The organism is Pontibacter sp. H249 (assembly GCF_037892465.1).
Taxonomy (GTDB): Bacteria; Bacteroidota; Bacteroidia; order Cytophagales; family Hymenobacteraceae; genus Pontibacter.
Map to the genome: position 1 here is coordinate 81925 of NZ_JBBKTR010000015.1, position 16166 is coordinate 98090.

Annotated in this window: 16 protein-coding genes; 7 read left to right on the forward strand and 9 right to left on the reverse strand. The window is 44.4% G+C overall.

The annotated features are described in order from the left end of the window. Positions 1-13: 13 nt before the first annotated feature. Entirely contained in the window at positions 14-418 is a 405-nt protein-coding gene (locus tag WG943_RS16885) for a hypothetical protein (RefSeq protein WP_340410794.1), read from the reverse strand. 5 nt (positions 419-423) lie between these two features. After that, complete coding sequence (gene lipB, locus WG943_RS16890; RefSeq protein WP_340410861.1) at positions 424-1095, reverse strand: lipoyl(octanoyl) transferase LipB; 672 nt, start codon at positions 1093-1095, stop codon at positions 424-426. Between the two features lie 271 nt (positions 1096-1366). Between lipB and WG943_RS16895 the strand changes: the two genes are divergently transcribed. Next, positions 1367-1729 (forward strand): YraN family protein, encoded by a 363-nt coding sequence (locus WG943_RS16895; protein WP_340410795.1) that lies wholly within the window; start codon positions 1367-1369, stop codon positions 1727-1729. On the opposite strand, the gene WG943_RS16900 is transcribed toward WG943_RS16895, so the two are convergent. Then, positions 1726-2640, reverse strand: a complete 915-nt coding sequence (locus WG943_RS16900; RefSeq protein WP_340410796.1) for a toxin-antitoxin system YwqK family antitoxin — start codon at positions 2638-2640, stop codon at positions 1726-1728. The two genes, WG943_RS16895 and WG943_RS16900, sit on opposite strands and share 4 nt — an antisense overlap. Positions 2641-2888: 248 nt before the next feature. After that, entirely contained in the window at positions 2889-4715 is a 1827-nt protein-coding gene (htpG, locus tag WG943_RS16905) for a molecular chaperone HtpG (protein ID WP_340410798.1), read from the reverse strand. Positions 4716-4977: 262 nt separating this feature from the next. Here htpG and WG943_RS16910 point away from each other — a divergent pair, with 262 nt between their 5' ends. From WG943_RS16910 to WG943_RS16925, 4 genes are all read left to right on the forward strand, one after another. Further along, positions 4978-5301, forward strand: a complete 324-nt coding sequence (locus WG943_RS16910) for a hypothetical protein (RefSeq protein ID WP_340410800.1) — start codon at positions 4978-4980, stop codon at positions 5299-5301. Positions 5302-5473: 172 nt separating this feature from the next. Further along, complete coding sequence (locus WG943_RS16915; RefSeq protein WP_340410802.1) at positions 5474-7858, forward strand: TonB-dependent receptor; 2385 nt, start codon at positions 5474-5476, stop codon at positions 7856-7858. Positions 7859-7913: 55 nt separating this feature from the next. Continuing rightward, positions 7914-8495 (forward strand): hypothetical protein, encoded by a 582-nt coding sequence (locus WG943_RS16920; RefSeq protein ID WP_340410803.1) that lies wholly within the window; start codon positions 7914-7916, stop codon positions 8493-8495. Positions 8496-8635: 140 nt separating this feature from the next. Further along, positions 8636-9202: a hypothetical protein gene (locus tag WG943_RS16925; protein WP_340410805.1), complete on the forward strand. Its 567-nt coding sequence runs from the start codon at positions 8636-8638 to the stop codon at positions 9200-9202. Positions 9203-9259: 57 nt separating this feature from the next. On the opposite strand, the gene WG943_RS16930 is transcribed toward WG943_RS16925, so the two are convergent. Continuing rightward, positions 9260-9895 carry a YdeI/OmpD-associated family protein gene (locus WG943_RS16930; RefSeq protein WP_340410806.1) on the reverse strand — a complete coding sequence of 212 codons (636 nt, stop codon included), beginning with the start codon at positions 9893-9895 and terminating at the stop codon, positions 9260-9262. A gap of 131 nt (positions 9896-10026) precedes the next feature. Between WG943_RS16930 and WG943_RS16935 the strand changes: the two genes are divergently transcribed. Then, the gene (locus WG943_RS16935) at positions 10027-11271 is read left to right on the forward strand and encodes an MFS transporter (RefSeq protein ID WP_340410807.1); all 1245 of its coding nucleotides are present in this window, start codon (positions 10027-10029) and stop codon (positions 11269-11271) included. 140 nt (positions 11272-11411) lie between these two features. On the opposite strand, the gene WG943_RS16940 is transcribed toward WG943_RS16935, so the two are convergent. After that, entirely contained in the window at positions 11412-11915 is a 504-nt protein-coding gene (locus WG943_RS16940; RefSeq protein ID WP_340410809.1) for a hypothetical protein, read from the reverse strand. A gap of 146 nt (positions 11916-12061) precedes the next feature. Between WG943_RS16940 and WG943_RS16945 the strand changes: the two genes are divergently transcribed. Further along, positions 12062-12394, forward strand: coding sequence for a DUF4286 family protein (locus WG943_RS16945; RefSeq protein ID WP_340410810.1), 333 nt, complete (start codon positions 12062-12064; stop codon positions 12392-12394). A 71-nt stretch (positions 12395-12465) separates the two neighbouring features. On the opposite strand, the gene WG943_RS16950 is transcribed toward WG943_RS16945, so the two are convergent. The 3 genes from WG943_RS16950 to WG943_RS16960 all read right to left on the reverse strand — a co-directional run bounded on the left by WG943_RS16950 (position 12466) and on the right by WG943_RS16960 (position 16021). Next, a complete protein-coding gene (locus tag WG943_RS16950; protein WP_340410812.1) occupies positions 12466-12939 on the reverse strand; it encodes a GNAT family N-acetyltransferase in 474 nt (157 codons plus the stop codon). A 16-nt stretch (positions 12940-12955) separates the two neighbouring features. Further along, complete coding sequence (locus WG943_RS16955; RefSeq protein ID WP_340410813.1) at positions 12956-13714, reverse strand: acyl-[acyl-carrier-protein] thioesterase; 759 nt, start codon at positions 13712-13714, stop codon at positions 12956-12958. A gap of 111 nt (positions 13715-13825) precedes the next feature. Further along, positions 13826-16021, reverse strand: a complete 2196-nt coding sequence (locus WG943_RS16960) for a prolyl oligopeptidase family serine peptidase (RefSeq protein WP_340410814.1) — start codon at positions 16019-16021, stop codon at positions 13826-13828. Positions 16022-16166: the final 145 nt, after the last annotated feature.

The window sequence follows — 16166 nt, forward strand, 5'->3', positions numbered from 1 at the left end:
TAAATTCTTTTACCTAAGAATGCAGTACACCTTTTAGCTGTAGCATACCAATATCGATTAGGTTTTCTTCAGTAATTGAGTCTGGAACAAAGATAAACTTCTTGTCCAGTATTTGCTTTTCCACATAGTAACTAACCCAATACTCGTTGTTTATGTGAAAAATGGCCGGATCGATGGGCTCAATCTGCACAAAACTTTTAGGCTCTACACGCTCAAACATATGGCGCAGCACTGATGTCTTTACTTCGTTATCGTCCATCACGCCATATCCTTTAGAGGTAATAAGAACGTTCTCCAGCGCGAAATCATTGTTGTTTAGCAAATAAACATCCCAAGTAGCATCGCCTAACTCATTTTTTTTGGTAGCAATAGCAACAGCTATACCCTCTACTGCTCCAAAATCAATATCTTTCTTCATGTAAATTAAACTGTGATCTCGGCCTCGAATAATGTAGCTATATGTTTCTTTAATTTTTCTTCAACTTCCTCCATCGGTACTTCATGGCCCAACTCCTTTGCAAGTGAGGTTACTTTCTTATCTGATATACCGCATGGTACTATATTATCAAAGTATGAAAGGTCGGCGTTTATATTAAAGGCAAAGCCATGCATGGTAACCCAGCGGCTGCACTTAACACCCATGGCACATATCTTACGTGGGTTTACCTGCGCTTCGTGGTCCAGCCATACGCCGGTGAGGCCTGCAATGCGCCCTGCATTAACGCCATATTCTGCTAGCGTAAGTATGATGGCTTCTTCTAACAGGCGCAGGTATTTGTGTATATCTGTAAAAAAGTTCTCTAAGTCTAGTATAGGATATCCTACAATTTGGCCAGGACCATGGTAAGTTATATCGCCGCCACGATTTATTTTATAGTACGTAGCACCTTTAGCCTTTAATCCTTCTTCATTTAAAAGCAGGTGCTCCTCGTGGCCACTCTTCCCTAAAGTATAAACATGCGGATGCGAACAGAACAGCAGATAGTTTGGTGTCGGGACCTGCTCCCCGAGGTCTGCTTTACGGTTTTGCACCTTTAGGTCGAGCACGCTTGTAAATAGCTTGTCCTGGTAATCCCAAGCTTCCTTGTAATCCATCAGCCCCAGGTGCTCAAACCGGATCTTTTTGTTTTGTAACACTCGTGATTGCGTTTATAAATTTCTTAGTTAACCAACTAAGTATGTATCTGTTTTAGAATAGACACACACTTTGGTGCTGCCGCCAACCTAAATATGCCCCTCAAGTATAAAGCTGAAGCTAGTCCTGATATCAATAAGCTAAAGCTATATTCTTAAAGAATAGATGTTTAACTATATTAAAATCACAATTTTAACTTGGCCCTAATTTGGTGCAAATTACTAGTTTTAGATGGCATCTCAAACAAACAATCATATTAGAACCGGACAGAACGGTGAACACGCAGCCGCGGCGCACCTTTTAGAGCTTGGATATACTATACTTCATAGAAACTACAGGTATAAACGCGCAGAGGTAGATATTATAGCCACCCGGGATGATGTATTAGTGTTTGTGGAAGTAAAAACTAGGACTACAGATGTCTTTGGGTTTCCGGAGGAAGCTGTTGGTCCTAAAAAGGAAGCGCAATTGCTGGCAGCAGCTGAGGAATACATTTACCAAACAGGTTGGAACAAAGAAATCAGGTTCGATATTATAGCCATTACATTAACTCCCAAACAGGAGATACACCACATAGAAGATGCTTTTTATTAGCGCTGCGCCTGCGAACGCTTATCAAACTTATCTTTTTCGTAGATAAGCGTACCGTGGCGATCGTACTCTTTTACCAGGAATGGCTCAAAAGACTTATCATAGGCTGTTTCGGGATACTGATATTCGTAATGCCGGCGACCTCTAAAATCGTAGTGTTTTATCCATACACCCACTTTTCTGCCTTTCTCATACTTGCCAGTCCATTCTACTTCGCCGTTCTCGTAAAACCGATAGTAAGTTCCCTGCAACTGGCCGTACTCATATGGCATTACTTCTTTTATCTTTTTGCTTCCATCATAATATGTTACTATGGCATCGCGCTGAAAACCTTTCTCATAATGCTGCTTGTTCACTAAAATACCTTCTTCGCCACGGCGATAGGTTTCCCAACGCAGGTGCCTGGTTCCTATATAATAATAGCCTTCCTCAACAGTATTGCCGTCTATCTCTTTCTTGTAAGGTCCGTGCAATATTTTATAACGGCCAGCATCTATCTCATCTGAACTAGTGCGATAAATTACCTTCTTTTTAGTATCGAAGTAATATTTAAGCGGGGCGTAGGGGTTAGGGTCTTTATGACCAGGCAAATAGCTAAATGTTTCTACTTCTTCTCGGCTTCCATTGCCTCTCTTAGTAAAACCACGCTTTACTTTTTCTCCTAAAAAGTAGCGTTTGCTATGCTTCTTTTTACGTTTCGCCTCTTTTTCTTCTACCTTCTCGGCAAACAGACTCTCTGCCATAGCTTCAGCAGATGTATCGACAGAGGCAATGGCATTAGTTTTAGAATTCTCTTTAAGGCGAGCCTGGTTCAGGTTATAGTCGCTGTTCCATTTAGGCTTACCACAACCACCCAATGTTAAAAACCAGGAGCCAAGAACCATCGAAAAAACCAAGCAAAGGGAATGCCTCATACTAATTATAGATGTGTGAATATGCTAGTTAGTGAATAAAGCAAGTATGCATCCAACCCAAACAGCAACTTAACAGTTTAGTAATCTAACTTACAAAGTATAACGTAAAGATGTGCATATTTTATATACCCATCAACATGCCATATAACTGCTTCTCTGTTGCGATAGTTTCATGGCTGCTGCTGGCAATTAAAAAAGGCAGCACCCTGTGGGCACCGCCTTATTCTGTTAGGTATATATAAAATTTATTATTCTTTGTCGATCAACTCAAAGCTGCGCTTCACAAAAGCAGTAAGAGAGGCTCCTGAAAGCATGTTCTGAGAAAGTAAAGCCAGGTCAAACGCCTGTCGTGCAATGCGTGGCCTGTTTTCTTCTTTAGCGTTCAGGATGCGCTGGTTCAGGCTGTGGTTTGCGTTAACGGTAACATTGTAAGTATCCGGCATATCACCCATAAACATCATACCGCCGCCGCCAGTTTTGCTCATGTCTTTCATGCGGCGCATAAACTCTGGCAAAGTAATTACCACAGGCGCATCGTCCGGCGACATTGGGGCAACCTCTACCATCATATTTTTATTATCGATGGCTGTTTCATAGATACCCTTTAAGTTCTCCTTCTCCTTATCGTTCAGCACACTTTCCTTGGCTTCGTCGCGCTCTATCAGCTTGTCTACAGTTTCAGAGTCAACACGCTTTAGAGTGGTTTTCTCCAGCTTCTGCTCCAGCATGCCTATAAAGTGGCTGTCTATCATTGTATCCAGCTTTAGCACGTCGTAGCCACGGTTTTGGGCAGCCTCTACATAAGCGTGCTGCTTATCGGCATCGGAAGTATAAAGCATCACCAACTGGTCAGATTTGTTAGTCTGGTTAGCTTGCGTAAATGCTTTGTATTCTTCTAAAGTATAATACTTGCCATCCACGCTCTGCAGCAGCACAAAGTCTTTCGCTTTTTCATAGAATTTGTCGTCGCTTAGCATGCCATACTTTACAAACACGTTAATGTCTTCCCAACTGGTTTCGAAGGCTGTGCGGTCTTTCTTAAAGATCTCGTTCAGCTTATCGGCTACCTTTTTGGTGATATACGTGTTGATCTTCTTCACGCTGGAATCGGCCTGCAGGAAAGAACGGCTTACGTTCAGCGGAATATCCGGTGAGTCGATCACACCGTGCAGCAGCATCAGGAACTCCGGCACAACGTCTTTTACCTCATCCGTAATGAACACCTGGCGGGAGTACAGCTGTATTTTGTTGCGCTGCAGCTCAAAGTCGTTTTTGATCTTAGGGAAGTATAAAATACCCGTCAGGTTAAACGGATAGTCTACGTTCAGGTGTATCCAGAAAAGCGGCGCCTCAGAAAACGGGTACAACTCTTTGTAGAAGTTCTTGTAATCCTCGTCTGTTAGTTCGGATGGCTGCTTAGTCCAGATTGGGTTAGGGTTGTTGATTACTTCGCCCTCAAACTCCACCGGAACAGGCAGGAACTTACAGTATTTCTCAAGTATAGTTTTAATGCGAGCAGGCTCTAAGAACTCTTCAGAATCTGCAGCCACATTAAGTATAACATTGGTGCCACGCGTTTCTTTGTGAGCAGGGGCAATGGCAAACTCGGTGCTGCCGTCGCAGGTCCAGTGGGCTGCCTCTGTGCCATCTTTATAAGATTTGGTAACGATCTCCACGCGCTCAGCCACCATAAAGGCAGAATAAAAGCCTAAACCGAACTGTCCGATTATCTGGTTTTTGTCACCGCCAGACTCCTTGTAACGCTCCACAAACTCCGAAGCACCAGAAAAAGCGATCTGGTTGATGTACTTCTTGATCTCTTCGGCTGTCATACCGATACCATTGTCGGAAATGGTAATGGTGCGGGCATCTTTATTAACAGATACCTCTACTTTCAACTCGCCAAGGTCTCCTTTATACTCTCCGATTGATGCCAGGCGCTTCATTTTCTGGGTGGCGTCAACGGCGTTGCTTACCAGCTCACGCAGGAAAATCTCGTGATCAGAGTATAAAAACTTCTTAATGATCGGGAAAATATTCTCGGTGTGGATCGAAATACTACCTCTTTCTTCCATGTTTATACTTTAAGGTTATGAATCTTGTCTATAGTCTACTCACTCGCATTCAAATCCTGTTCCATACTGCTATGGTTGCATATTCTGTGACAGGTTGTCAGAAAAACTCCATTAAACACAATACTTTTTGCAGCAAAACGCTATATTTATGTTTAGTATGGCACACTGGATTAAACCTAGCGCCGTATCTTGACTCTAACTAAAGTCGTAAAACCAGGCGATTGGAATTAAAAGCTACTTAATTTTAGTTATATACTATAAGGTGAATCTTTTTCTGAGACATATTGCAGTGTTGCTGCTCTTGCTTTTTGTAAGAGTAATGGTACCGGATGCTCTATTACTGGAGCTTCACGGGCACGCGCATGCTGTGCATTCAGAGCACACAGATTCACATAAGGCTCAGGTTGGCCAGAAACACTCTCACTGTCCGGTTGAGGACCTTTTTGGAGCTCCTTTCCAGCCGGCTATCAACCCTGTAGAATTTAAAGCTGTAACCCATACAGCTACTTATAAGGTGCATTACAGCAGCAGCTGGCATGGCACCACCCTTCATAACGCCTCGCTACGAGGCCCACCGTTAATTTAGTTTTTAGCTTAACCCATGCGCCAGGCCTGTTTTTAAAAACAAGCTTTTTGGCACATACATGTTACCGAACCTAACGCTCTGGTCTGGCAGTTGCCTTTGGCATGGTGCTAGCCTTAAATGAGCGGTGGCATCTTATTTATGTTGCCCATTTATTATAGCTAAAACTAAAGTAGTGTTTACACAATTTTATTATATAAAGTATGTACTGATAGCTGTACTGCTTACCGTTGCAGGTTTACAACCTGTGCAGGCACAGCAGCAGGCAATGGTAAGCGGCCCTGATGCAGGACCGGAGCAGGATTGCGGCCTTACCTTATCAGGAAAAATACTAGATCACGACACCCGTACCACGTTGATAGGTGCAACAGTATACATTCCGCAGCTGGATAAAGCGACCATTGCAGACGAGTACGGGAATTATCATTTTCATCACCTATGCAGGGGCACTTATACTTTAAAAGTGACTTATGTTGGGTACGAGCCGGAGAGCTTTACTATAAAACTGGGTTCATCTACCGTACGCGATCTGCAACTGCACATCGACGAGCACACATTACGCACCGTCGAGATTACGGGCAGCAACATCAAAGAGCAGGCGCAATCTTCTGAAACGCTTTCTGGCAGAGAACTGGAACAAACCCGTGGGCTTTCGCTGGCTGAGTCCTTAAAAGGGATTGCAGGCGTTACCACTATTCAAACTGGTCCTACTATTTCGAAACCAGTGATACATGGCATGCACAGTAACCGTGTGCTGCTGCTGAACAACGGTATCAGGCAGGAAGGACAGCAGTGGGGCACTGAGCACGCTCCGGAAATAGACCCGTTTGTAGCCAGTGAGATGAAGGTGATAAAAGGTGCAGCCGGTGTGCGTTATGGCTCTGATGCCATTGGTGGTGTAGTAATCGTTGAGCCAAGCACTTTACCAGACTCTGCCGGTGTAGGTGGAGAGGTAAACCTGCTAAGTAGTACCAATAACAGGCAATTGGCAACATCAGCCACCCTGGAAGGTAAGCTAAGCCAGTTGCCTCTAAGCTGGCGCGTGCAGGGCACGCTCAAAAAAGCTGGCAATGCCCGCACTTCTGGTTATTATTTGGAGAATACCGGTTTTGAAGAAAGAAACTTCTCTGCTGCACTCGGCTATAAAAAAGGCCGCTTCGGCAGTGAGTTGTTCTATAGTCAGTTTAATACAAAGTTAGGCATATTAAAAGCTGCGCATATAGGCAACTTAACCGACTTGCTTTACGCCATTGAAAGAGGCAAACCCGACAACGCAGAAGAAGTTGATTTTACATACCAGATCGGCAGACCATACCAGGATGTGCAGCACCAGCTGTTAAAGGCGAAGGCATACCTGCTTACCGGCGAAGCAGGCAAACTGGAGTTTGTGTATGGCTTGCAGCGTAACCTGCGCCAGGAGTTTGATGCACATAAAATAGGTACACGCCCTGCGCTGGAACTGGATCTGGTAACGCACACCACAGAGGCTATCTGGGAGCATGCTCCTATCGGTAATTTCTCAGGCTCTGTTGGTGTAAGCACTATTTACCAGAACAACACTTACCAGTACAACGATTTCCTGCCATACTTTACAGGTATAACAGCCGGCGCTTTTGCTATTGAGAAGTGGCGCAAAGACAGGTTACAACTCGAAGCCGGCCTGCGTTACGACTACAAGCACCTGCTGGTAAAGAAACTGGAAAACAACAGAGATCTGTCTAAACCAGAATTTAATTTCGGCAACGTGTCGGGTACACTGGGTGCTATGTATGATGTAGGCTACCACCTTACGTTTGGCCTGAGTGCAACTTCAGCTTGGAGAGCCCCGAATACTAATGAGCTTTTCAGTAACGGAGTTCACCACAGCGCCGCCTCTTACGAAAGAGGTAACCCTACACTCAAGTCAGAGCAAGCTTATAACTTCGAAGCATCTGTAGACTATTATGCCAATGCCCGCTTAAACGGAAAGCTGAGCCTGTACCACAACTTTATAGACAATTACATTTACTTGGCTCCGCTTCCAGAGCCTGTACTAACTATAAGAGGTGCTTTCCCGGCTTTCGAGTACAAGCAGACAAATGCAACGTTTACAGGCGCAGACTTAAGCCTGACCTATAATCTGCTGCCAAACCTTACGTTAGACTCTAAAACCTCTATTGTAAGAGCAAAAAACACCAGCACCAATGATCATCTAATTAACATTCCGCCAGACCGTTTTGATAATAGTCTGCGTTACGAGATCAGTGATCTAAGCAGATCAGGCATGTTTAAGAATGCATATTTTACGTTAGGTGGGGTTTATGCAGCAGAGCAGACAAGAGTGCCAACTAAAACCGACGAGGACTTTGCTCCGGCTCCAGATGCATACTTTTTATTACAGGCAGAGGCAGGCACAACTGTATACTTTGGCAAGCAACCGGTAGAGTTTGGTGTAACAGGCAATAACCTGCTTAACACAAGCTACCGTGAGTACCTGAACCGTTTCCGGTACTACGCCGATGAGATGGGCCGCCTGCTGATGCTGCGCGTGAGAATACCTTTAGATTTTAGCAAAAATTAGTTTTAATCATTTACAGTTTTAAACAATTTTCAACATTAATCCGAGTACTAAACTTATGAAAAAGTTATTCAGACCATACCTTGTTTTCCTTATGATGGGTTCTTTACTGTTCACAGCATCGTCGTGCAGCGACGATGACCCAGAGCCAATTGAGGAGGAGCAGGAGCTAATAACCACTTTAAAAATAACACTTGTTCCTGTAGGCAAAAGCCAGTCTGTTGAAGGCATCTATAGCGACCCTGATGGTGACGGCGGCAATGATGCTAGTGTAAACACACTTAATTTAGAGGCCAATACCACTTATAATGCCACAATAACTCTATTTGATGATAGCAAGAATCCGTCTGTAGAACTTACCAGCGAAGTAGAGGAGGAAGGGGATGAGCACGAGTTCTTCTACCAAACGTTAGACAACCTTGTGCTAGCAATCACTAAAACCGATAGAGACAACAGCAACCGCCCTGTTGGTTTAGAGGCGCAAGTTGTTACTACAGACGCCAGCAGCGGCAGACTCCGTATTACTTTAAAACACCAGCCAAATCTTAAAGTTGGAGCCAATGATGCTAACCGCGAACAAACAGGCCTAACCAGAGGCGAAACAGATGTGCAGGCGACTTTCCCTGTTGTTATTCAGTAACATAAAGTAAAGAGTATAAAAAAACAGGCGCTTTTTAAACAGCGCCTGTTTTTTTATTTATACGGCATCAATATACTATTCTTGGCACAATATTAGCTTACCACTATACTTATATAACCTATTTAAGCTAAAATGAAACTATGAAACTAATTACAAAATTTGCCGGATGCCTCGCACTTTTAGCTGCCTTTACACTTGCCTCCTGCGAAAAGGAGAAACTTGAATTAAATGTAGTTCAAGTTAACGGAGTTACTGTAACACTTACACCACAAGGTGGCGGAGAAACTACCAGCTTTACCATGAGTACACCTTATACTACCGAAGATGGCAAAGTATATGGAGCGCTAAAGCAGGATGATATCAAACTAAAGCCTAACACCACTTATAACGCGACTCTTACTTACTTTTCTGATGAAACGGGCACACGTGCAGAGCAGAACGAAATCATCAAAAAGGAAGAAAAAGTATACACGGTAGAGTATAGAAAGGCGCAGAGCAACATTGATGACATGAAAGCAGAACTGGCTGTAGTTACTACTGATAAAAAAGCAGATGGCTCACCTCTAGGATTGCAGGCAACCTTTACAACTGGCAAGGCCGGCATCAAAACGCTTCACATCGATCTTAAAGCAGAAAAAAGGCAGGGTAAGTCTTACATGAACGGTACTGTTTACAATGCCACTTTCTTTATAGATGTACAAAACTAAGCTACGAAAACAAACAATTTTTACAGCAGGGGCAGTCATTTGGCTGCCCTTTATGTTTTATACTTTCTGCTGTTTCGCCTGCAGTTCTTCTACAGCTTTTTGTATCCGCTTGGCACGTGTCTCAGGGCGCTTGGCCTCCAGCACGGCAACAACATACTCTTTTCGGTGGGTAAAGGCCAAATTCCCGAACATTTCCAGCACGCCAGCCTGCTCCAGTGCCAGCTGCATATCCTCAGGTAAGGTAACTGTTTTGTTCTTTCGGTCTATGCCTGGCATATCCATACCAAACGTAGAGGGCTTGCTTCGCTCGGTCTTGTGCCTGTATCTCGCCGATGACCATGTCTCATCCAAAGCCACCAGGCGTGTAGCTTCATACCCTAATTCTATTACAGTTTTCCAGCCCTCGTCGCGGTTTAGGTTAGTTTTTATGCCTGATGATTTTTTAGGGTACGCAATCCAGAAAAGTCCTTTAGGTTTTAAAAGTGGCACCACCTGCGGCACCAACTGGTTTAGCTCTTCTATGTTTCGTACGAACAGCTGCACTGCATCGTAAATGCCAACATGAGGTGGCTCGGCAGCATTTGCAAAAGTATAACCCTCTGCGGCGAGGGCATCAGCAATATGTTCTGGCGCATTTATAAGTAATAAGCTAGCCCCTAGTTTTAACTGCAGTTTTCTCCCTAACTCTGCCATAGTATAGTTCTGTATCGTTCCTGGATTAATTTAAAAGCCTAAACTAATTTAAAATCAGCAGAACTAAATTATAAAAGGCCCTTTACATTTAATTAGGTAAAAGCTATATTTAAGTATAGAAAACCGTTCCTATGCCACAGCTAACTAAATCCCGCCAGAAACATTACTTGTTAAATGCTTCAGTAATTGTAGCCGCCCTGGGTTACTTTGTTGATATTTACGACCTGGTACTATTCAGCATTGTGCGCATCCCCAGCCTCCGCGACCTGGGTGTTACAGACCAAACGCAACTGCTGGAGCAGGGGGTAATGCTGCTGAACATGCAGATGATTGGGATGCTGATTGGCGGTGTGGCCTGGGGTGTACTTGGCGATAAACGCGGCAGGCTGTCGGTGTTGTTTGGCTCTATCTTTTTATACTCTGTTGCTAACCTGATGAACGGTTTTGTTACAACCATACCGATGTATGCTTTTCTGAGGTTAATAGCAGGTATTGGTTTAGCCGGGGAACTGGGAGCTGGCATTACATTGGTATCGGAGGTGCTGCCTAAGGAGAAACGTGGTTACGGAACTATGGCTGTGGCCACCATTGGTATATCCGGAGCTATACTTGCCGGGTTTATAGGAGAGTACTTTGGCTGGCGCACGGCATACTTTATAGGTGGTGGTTTAGGACTCCTGCTGCTGTTCCTGCGTGTGGGGGTTTATGAGTCTGGGATGTTCGATAACCTTAAAAAAACACAAAGTGTTACACGTGGAAATTTTCTCAGCTTATTCACGAACCTGAGTCGCTTCTGGAAATACCTTAAATGTATACTTATTGGCCTACCGATCTGGTATGTGGTGGGTATACTGATCACATTCTCGCCTGAATTTGGTATAGCTCTGGGCATGCAGGAAACAGTTTCAGCGGCCAAGGCTGTATCGTTCTGCTATCTGGGGTTAACCTTCGGCGATTTTGCCAGCGGTTATCTGAGCCAGCGGTTTAAAAGCAGACGCTACATTGTAGTAGCCTTTCTGGGGCTCACAGCCTTTTTTGTTGCAGTATATCTGCTAGGGTCTGCTTTCAGCCTCAATGCTTTTTATACTTTGTGTGTGGCGCTTGGTTTTGCCAGTGGTTATTGGGCTGTATTTGTAACCATTGCTGCAGAGCAGTTTGGCACTAATATCCGGGCAACCGTAACTACAACCGTACCTAATTTTGTGCGCGGCGCTGTAGTGCCATTAACCTTATCTTTCAGTTATTTAAAAGATGGCATTGGTTTAGTGCCGGGTGCTCTTATACTTGGGGTATTAAGCCTTGCCTTGGCACTTGTTGCTATACTTTCTTTAGAAGAAACATATGCCAAAGACTTAGATTATACAGAGCCAATTTAACCTTCTGTGCCTGCAGAGTTACTTAACTATAATCAACCACAGATGCAGGAATGCTCCTAAAATAGTTTTATTAAGTTCTTTTATCTGCAATAAAAAAGCAGCGGCTGTTAGTTAAGGCCGCTGCTTTTCTGTTTTATACTTTAGTCTATATCTTCTTCCTCTTCTTCGCTATCGTCACTATCAAAGCCTAATGCTTTCATGCGCTTGTCGCTGCTCTCGAGGGCTGCCTTCAAGGCTGGGTTATTCTCAACGCGTTTGCCTACTTCGGGGTCAAACATAATTTCGAATATAGTTTTAAAGTATGATTTGTTACCTGCCCGCTGCTCAAGCCCCTCTTTGTCTTTCTCGCTCATGCCTTTTATCCAACGTTCTAGCTCAGGCTTTATCTTTTCGAAACTTGTTATCATCTCATCGTTCAGCTTGTTCACCATGGCAATGGTTTTCTTATCGTCTTTTTCAGCAAAGGCAGCCTTTAAACCGTTAGCATACTTCTCCATTATCTTGTCATACTTGGCTTCGGTTGGGTGTGTGTTACTTGCTGCGACAAGTGCAGTTGGTGATACAGCTGCAACAGCAGGCTGCTGCAGCGCTGCTCCCAAGCCCATACCGGCACTTAGAATGCAGCCAATTAATAATTTTTTCATAGTTATACTTGGTTGTAAAAATAATATTATACGAATTTAAGATATTGTTGTATAATATAAAACAAGAGGAGCAGGTTAAATCTTAAGTCACGGCACTATTCCTCGTAAACACGCTGTTAAGTATAAGCTAATTTGTAATTTTGAGTATGATTTTATACAATGTAACTGTAAGTATAGATAACAATGTAGCCGAGGAGTGGCTGCAGTGGATGAAAGATGTGCACATACCAGAGGTAATGAGTACAGGTTATTTTTTGGCCAACCAAATTTGCCGTGTAGTAGAAGATGAGGATACCGGGGGAACCACTTATGCAGTGCAGTATACATGCCGTAACGCTGAAGACCTGCTAGAGTACCAGCGTGATCACTCTCCAGCACTACAACAAAAAGTTAACGACCGATATGCAGGTAAGTATGCTTCCTTTAGAACAATGCTAGAAATTGTTGGCGTAAACGTAGAGCGAAAAGAGCAGGAGTAGACACTTGTAATAAAAAAGCCGCACCTAAACAGATCATACTGTCTAGGTGCGGCTTTTTTATACTTGCCAGCTTAGGCCAAGTATGTTTTTATCTGTTCTTCCGTCATGTTGCAGTTTATCCACTCACCATCCAGGTTTGCGCCTATTTTTTTATAAAAGGCTATAGCCGGCTCGTTCCACTCCAGTACCTGCCACTTAAATCGCTTTGCCCCTGTTAGCTTTGCCTCCTTTAATATAGCGTTAAAAAGCTTACGTCCAATGCCAGTGCGCCTGTACCGCTCTGTTACCACCAGGTCTTCCAGAAAAAGCATTTTGCCTTTCCAGGTAGAGTAAGCGGTATAGTATAAAGCAATGCCCACTATGCCGTTTTCTGCTGTCTCGGCCACAAAGAACTCAAAAATCGGTTTTTCTCCAAAGCCATCGCGCCGCATATCTTCCAGTGTGTTAGTCACTTCATGTGGCGCTCGCTCGTAATCTGCCAATTCCTGAATAAGCCCGTGCACCTGTGGCAGGTCATCTATTATTCCTTTGCGTATCTGTATCACTTTTAATTGTTGATTTTTAGTCGTTGATTGTTGACCAGCACCACTCTGTTTTCGCCTGCACCAGTTCTTTGCCTGTGCCCTGGCTGGTAAGTTTGTGCAAAAGTATACTTTCTGCTTCTCCTATGCCAACTTCAGATAAAACTGTATCGCCTAGTATACTTTCGGCTTTGTAGATAATGTCTACTTGCCTGAGGTGCTTTTCCAGTGTTTCGGTAGGCAATGTATCTAATATCCATTGCAGATAGCGCGTGTTGGTAACATGGCGGTTTAAGTCGATGTCGTGCCAACGGACGGGCATTCGCTGGGTATGCTGTACATCCTGTAGTTGTGGTAATTTACCTTTTGCAAATGGGAGCGGCTCCTGCCCCGGCACTACCTCTACCTCCATTATAAAATCAGGCACCGACACCAGCTGGCGCTTTACCACATCCATTACCAGCCACACGCTTGTAGCCTGTCCCAGCAGCTCTTTGTCCGAGGTATACACCCTAAAGTCACGGTGCAGAAAAACGCGCTCTCTACCAGATGCCCACGTCTCAACAAGTATACTTTCGCCATGCTTTGGGTAACGAAACATTTTCACCCGCATGCGCTGCAGCACCCACGTAAACCCTCGCTCCAGCAGGTCGTACATCGAGATTCCGAGATCTCTGGTATTCTCCCATGCTGCCTCCTGCATATAGCCTACCAGTGCAGGCATGGTAGCCAAACCACGGTAATCTATCTCGTTCGATCGGATTGTAAAATGGCTGGTGCCGGGGTATGATTTTGTCATAAGTATCTGAACTCGTTAAATGCTAAAGTACGGAAGAAATAACAAAAAAAGCCGCGCCACCTGATACAGGCGGCGCGGCTAAAGTATAAATGGCAGACTTATACTTAGTTGTTATTGTTGACTCTGATATGGGTTAACGCCAATATTCTTATAAACAAATGCCCACGTATCGGCCCACTCCTGAATAAGCAGTGAGGTTGGCTTACCGGCACCGTGGCCTGCTCGCACATCCACTCGGATCAAGTATGGATTACCATCAGCACCTTTGTCCTGAAGTTCAGAGATAAATTTAAACGAGTGCGCTGGCACAACACGGTCATCATGGTCGGCTGTTTTGACCATAGTGGCAGGATACTTTATACCCTCTTTAATGTTGTGCAGCGGCGAGAAAGTATACAGGTTTTTAAATTGTGCCTCGTCGTCAGATGAGCCGTATTCTGGCACCCATGCCCAACCAATTGTAAACTTATGGAAGCGCAGCATGTCCATCACACCTACAGCAGGCAGAGCCACTTTAGCTAACTCCGGACGCTGTGTCATAAAGGCGCCTACCAGCAAGCCACCGTTAGAGCCACCGGCCACAGCCAGTTTTTCAGAAGAAGTATACTTGTTGCTGATCAGGTACTCGGCAGCACCGATAAAGTCGTCGAACACGTTCTGCTTGTTTGGCGTCATGCCGGCTTTGTGCCAGTCTTCGCCATATTCGCCGCCACCGCGCAGGTTTGGCATCGCAAACACACCACCATTCTCTAGCCACAGCATATTGGCAATGCTAAAGCTTGGCGTCATGGAAATGTTAAATCCACCATAAGCATACAGGTATGTCGGATTCGTACCATCCAGCTTAAGGCCTTTTTTATGCACAATAAACATAGGCACTTTAGTCCCGTCTTTCGAAGTATAAAATACCTGCTTCGTTTCAAAGGCATCGGTATTCACGTTAACCTCAGTCTTGCGGAACTGCGTTACCTTATTGTTTGGCACATCATAGCGGTAAATAGTCGGTGGGTAGGTAAAAGATGTAAAGGTAAAGAACGTCTCCTTATCCTTTTGGTCCCCGCCGAAGCCGCTCACCGTACCCAACGTAGGCAGCTCTACTGTGTTTAGTTGCTTGCCGTTCTGGTCGTAAACTACTACCTGGCTGGTGGCATCTTTCATGTAAGTAGCGATAATGCGGCCTCCCACTGTAGATACACCCTGCATTACATTCTGAGACTCCGGCACTACTACTTTCCAGTTTGCCTCCTGTGGCTTCTTCGGGTCTATCATCACCAGGCGGTAACGCGGCGCGTTATTGTTCGTCATCACCAACAGCTTATCGCCAAAGTTATCAACTACGTTATACTCGTTCTCAAAGCTATCTACAATAGGCTTTATAGTTGATTTCGAATCAGCCAGATCTTTATAGTATAAAGCATTAGCTCCACTCGCACCCTCCGACACGTTCAGGATCAGGAAACGTTCATCGTCTGTGGTCTGGCCGTAGAAGTTGCGCAGCGGCTTAGTTTTATCTTCGTACACCAGTTGGTCCTGGCTCTGCGGCGTTCCTATTTTATGATAGTATACTTTATGGTACTCGTTTTTATTGGCCAGTTTGTTGCCTTCGGTTGGAGCATCGTAGCGGCTATAGTAAAAGCCGTCTTTATACCAGCTTGGGCCCGAGAATTTTACCCACTCAATTTTATCTTCCAATGTTTTGCCGGTAGCAGCATCCATTACCTGGTAGGTGTTCCAGTCGGAGCCACCGCTTGAGGTGCCATAGGCTACATACTTACCGTCTTTAGAAAACTGAAGTGCCGTAAGGGCTACGGTGCCGTCGTTGCTCAGCTTGTTCGGGTCAAAGAATACCTTTGGCTCCGACTCCAGCGTTTCTTGCACATACAGCACGCTTTGGTTCTGTAGGCCGTCGTTCTTAAAGAAATAGTATTTACCACCCTCTTTAAAAGGAGCGCCATACTTCGGGTAGTTCCAAATCTCGGTCAGGCGTTTTTTAATATTGTCCCTGAACTCGATGCCATCTAGGTAATTAAATGTTACTTGGTTCTGCGCCTCTATCCACTGGTCTACCTCTTCGTTGTGGGTTTCGAGCCAGCGGTAAGGGTCGGCTACCTGCGTACCGAAGTAATTGTCAAAGTGGTCTACTTTTTTTGTTTCCGGGTAATTTAAATCACTCTCAGCTTCTACAGCAGCTGCAACTGTGGTTTCTGTTGTCATGCCTGTGGCAGTTGTATTATCGGTTTGTGTTGATTTGCACGCCGTAACAGCTGTTAAGCCGCCGGCCAGCAGTATTGCCGTTGTCTTTTTCATAATGGCTTTGCCTATAGTTTTGTTTAGACTTTAAAATAGCAAGGAACTAAGATACATATTTTATAGCAAAATCCATTGCCTTACCTTCAGCCATACCAACTGTTACAAATGGCTTTATACTTTAAAATCAGTATGTTTAAGTATA

Excerpts from the sequence above, each read along its gene's own strand:
- WG943_RS16935 (WP_340410807.1), top strand. The coding sequence starts at position 10,027 with ATGCCACAGCTAACTAAATCCCGCCAGAAACATTACTTGTTAAATGCT.
- WG943_RS16940 (WP_340410809.1), bottom strand. The coding sequence starts at position 11,915 with ATGAAAAAATTATTAATTGGCTGCATTCTAAGTGCCGGTATGGGCTTG.
- WG943_RS16900 (WP_340410796.1), bottom strand. The coding sequence starts at position 2,640 with ATGAGGCATTCCCTTTGCTTGGTTTTTTCGATGGTTCTTGGCTCCTGG.
- WG943_RS16955 (WP_340410813.1), bottom strand. The coding sequence starts at position 13,714 with ATGACAAAATCATACCCCGGCACCAGCCATTTTACAATCCGATCGAAC.
- WG943_RS16895 (WP_340410795.1), top strand. The coding sequence starts at position 1,367 with ATGGCATCTCAAACAAACAATCATATTAGAACCGGACAGAACGGTGAA.
- lipB (WP_340410861.1), bottom strand. The coding sequence starts at position 1,095 with ATGGATTACAAGGAAGCTTGGGATTACCAGGACAAGCTATTTACAAGC.
- WG943_RS16930 (WP_340410806.1), bottom strand. The coding sequence starts at position 9,895 with ATGGCAGAGTTAGGGAGAAAACTGCAGTTAAAACTAGGGGCTAGCTTA.
- WG943_RS16960 (WP_340410814.1), bottom strand. The coding sequence starts at position 16,021 with ATGAAAAAGACAACGGCAATACTGCTGGCCGGCGGCTTAACAGCTGTT.
- WG943_RS16885 (WP_340410794.1), bottom strand. The coding sequence starts at position 418 with ATGAAGAAAGATATTGATTTTGGAGCAGTAGAGGGTATAGCTGTTGCT.
- WG943_RS16945 (WP_340410810.1), top strand. The coding sequence starts at position 12,062 with ATGATTTTATACAATGTAACTGTAAGTATAGATAACAATGTAGCCGAG.
- htpG (WP_340410798.1), bottom strand. The coding sequence starts at position 4,715 with ATGGAAGAAAGAGGTAGTATTTCGATCCACACCGAGAATATTTTCCCG.
- WG943_RS16925 (WP_340410805.1), top strand. The coding sequence starts at position 8,636 with ATGAAACTAATTACAAAATTTGCCGGATGCCTCGCACTTTTAGCTGCC.
- WG943_RS16920 (WP_340410803.1), top strand. The coding sequence starts at position 7,914 with ATGAAAAAGTTATTCAGACCATACCTTGTTTTCCTTATGATGGGTTCT.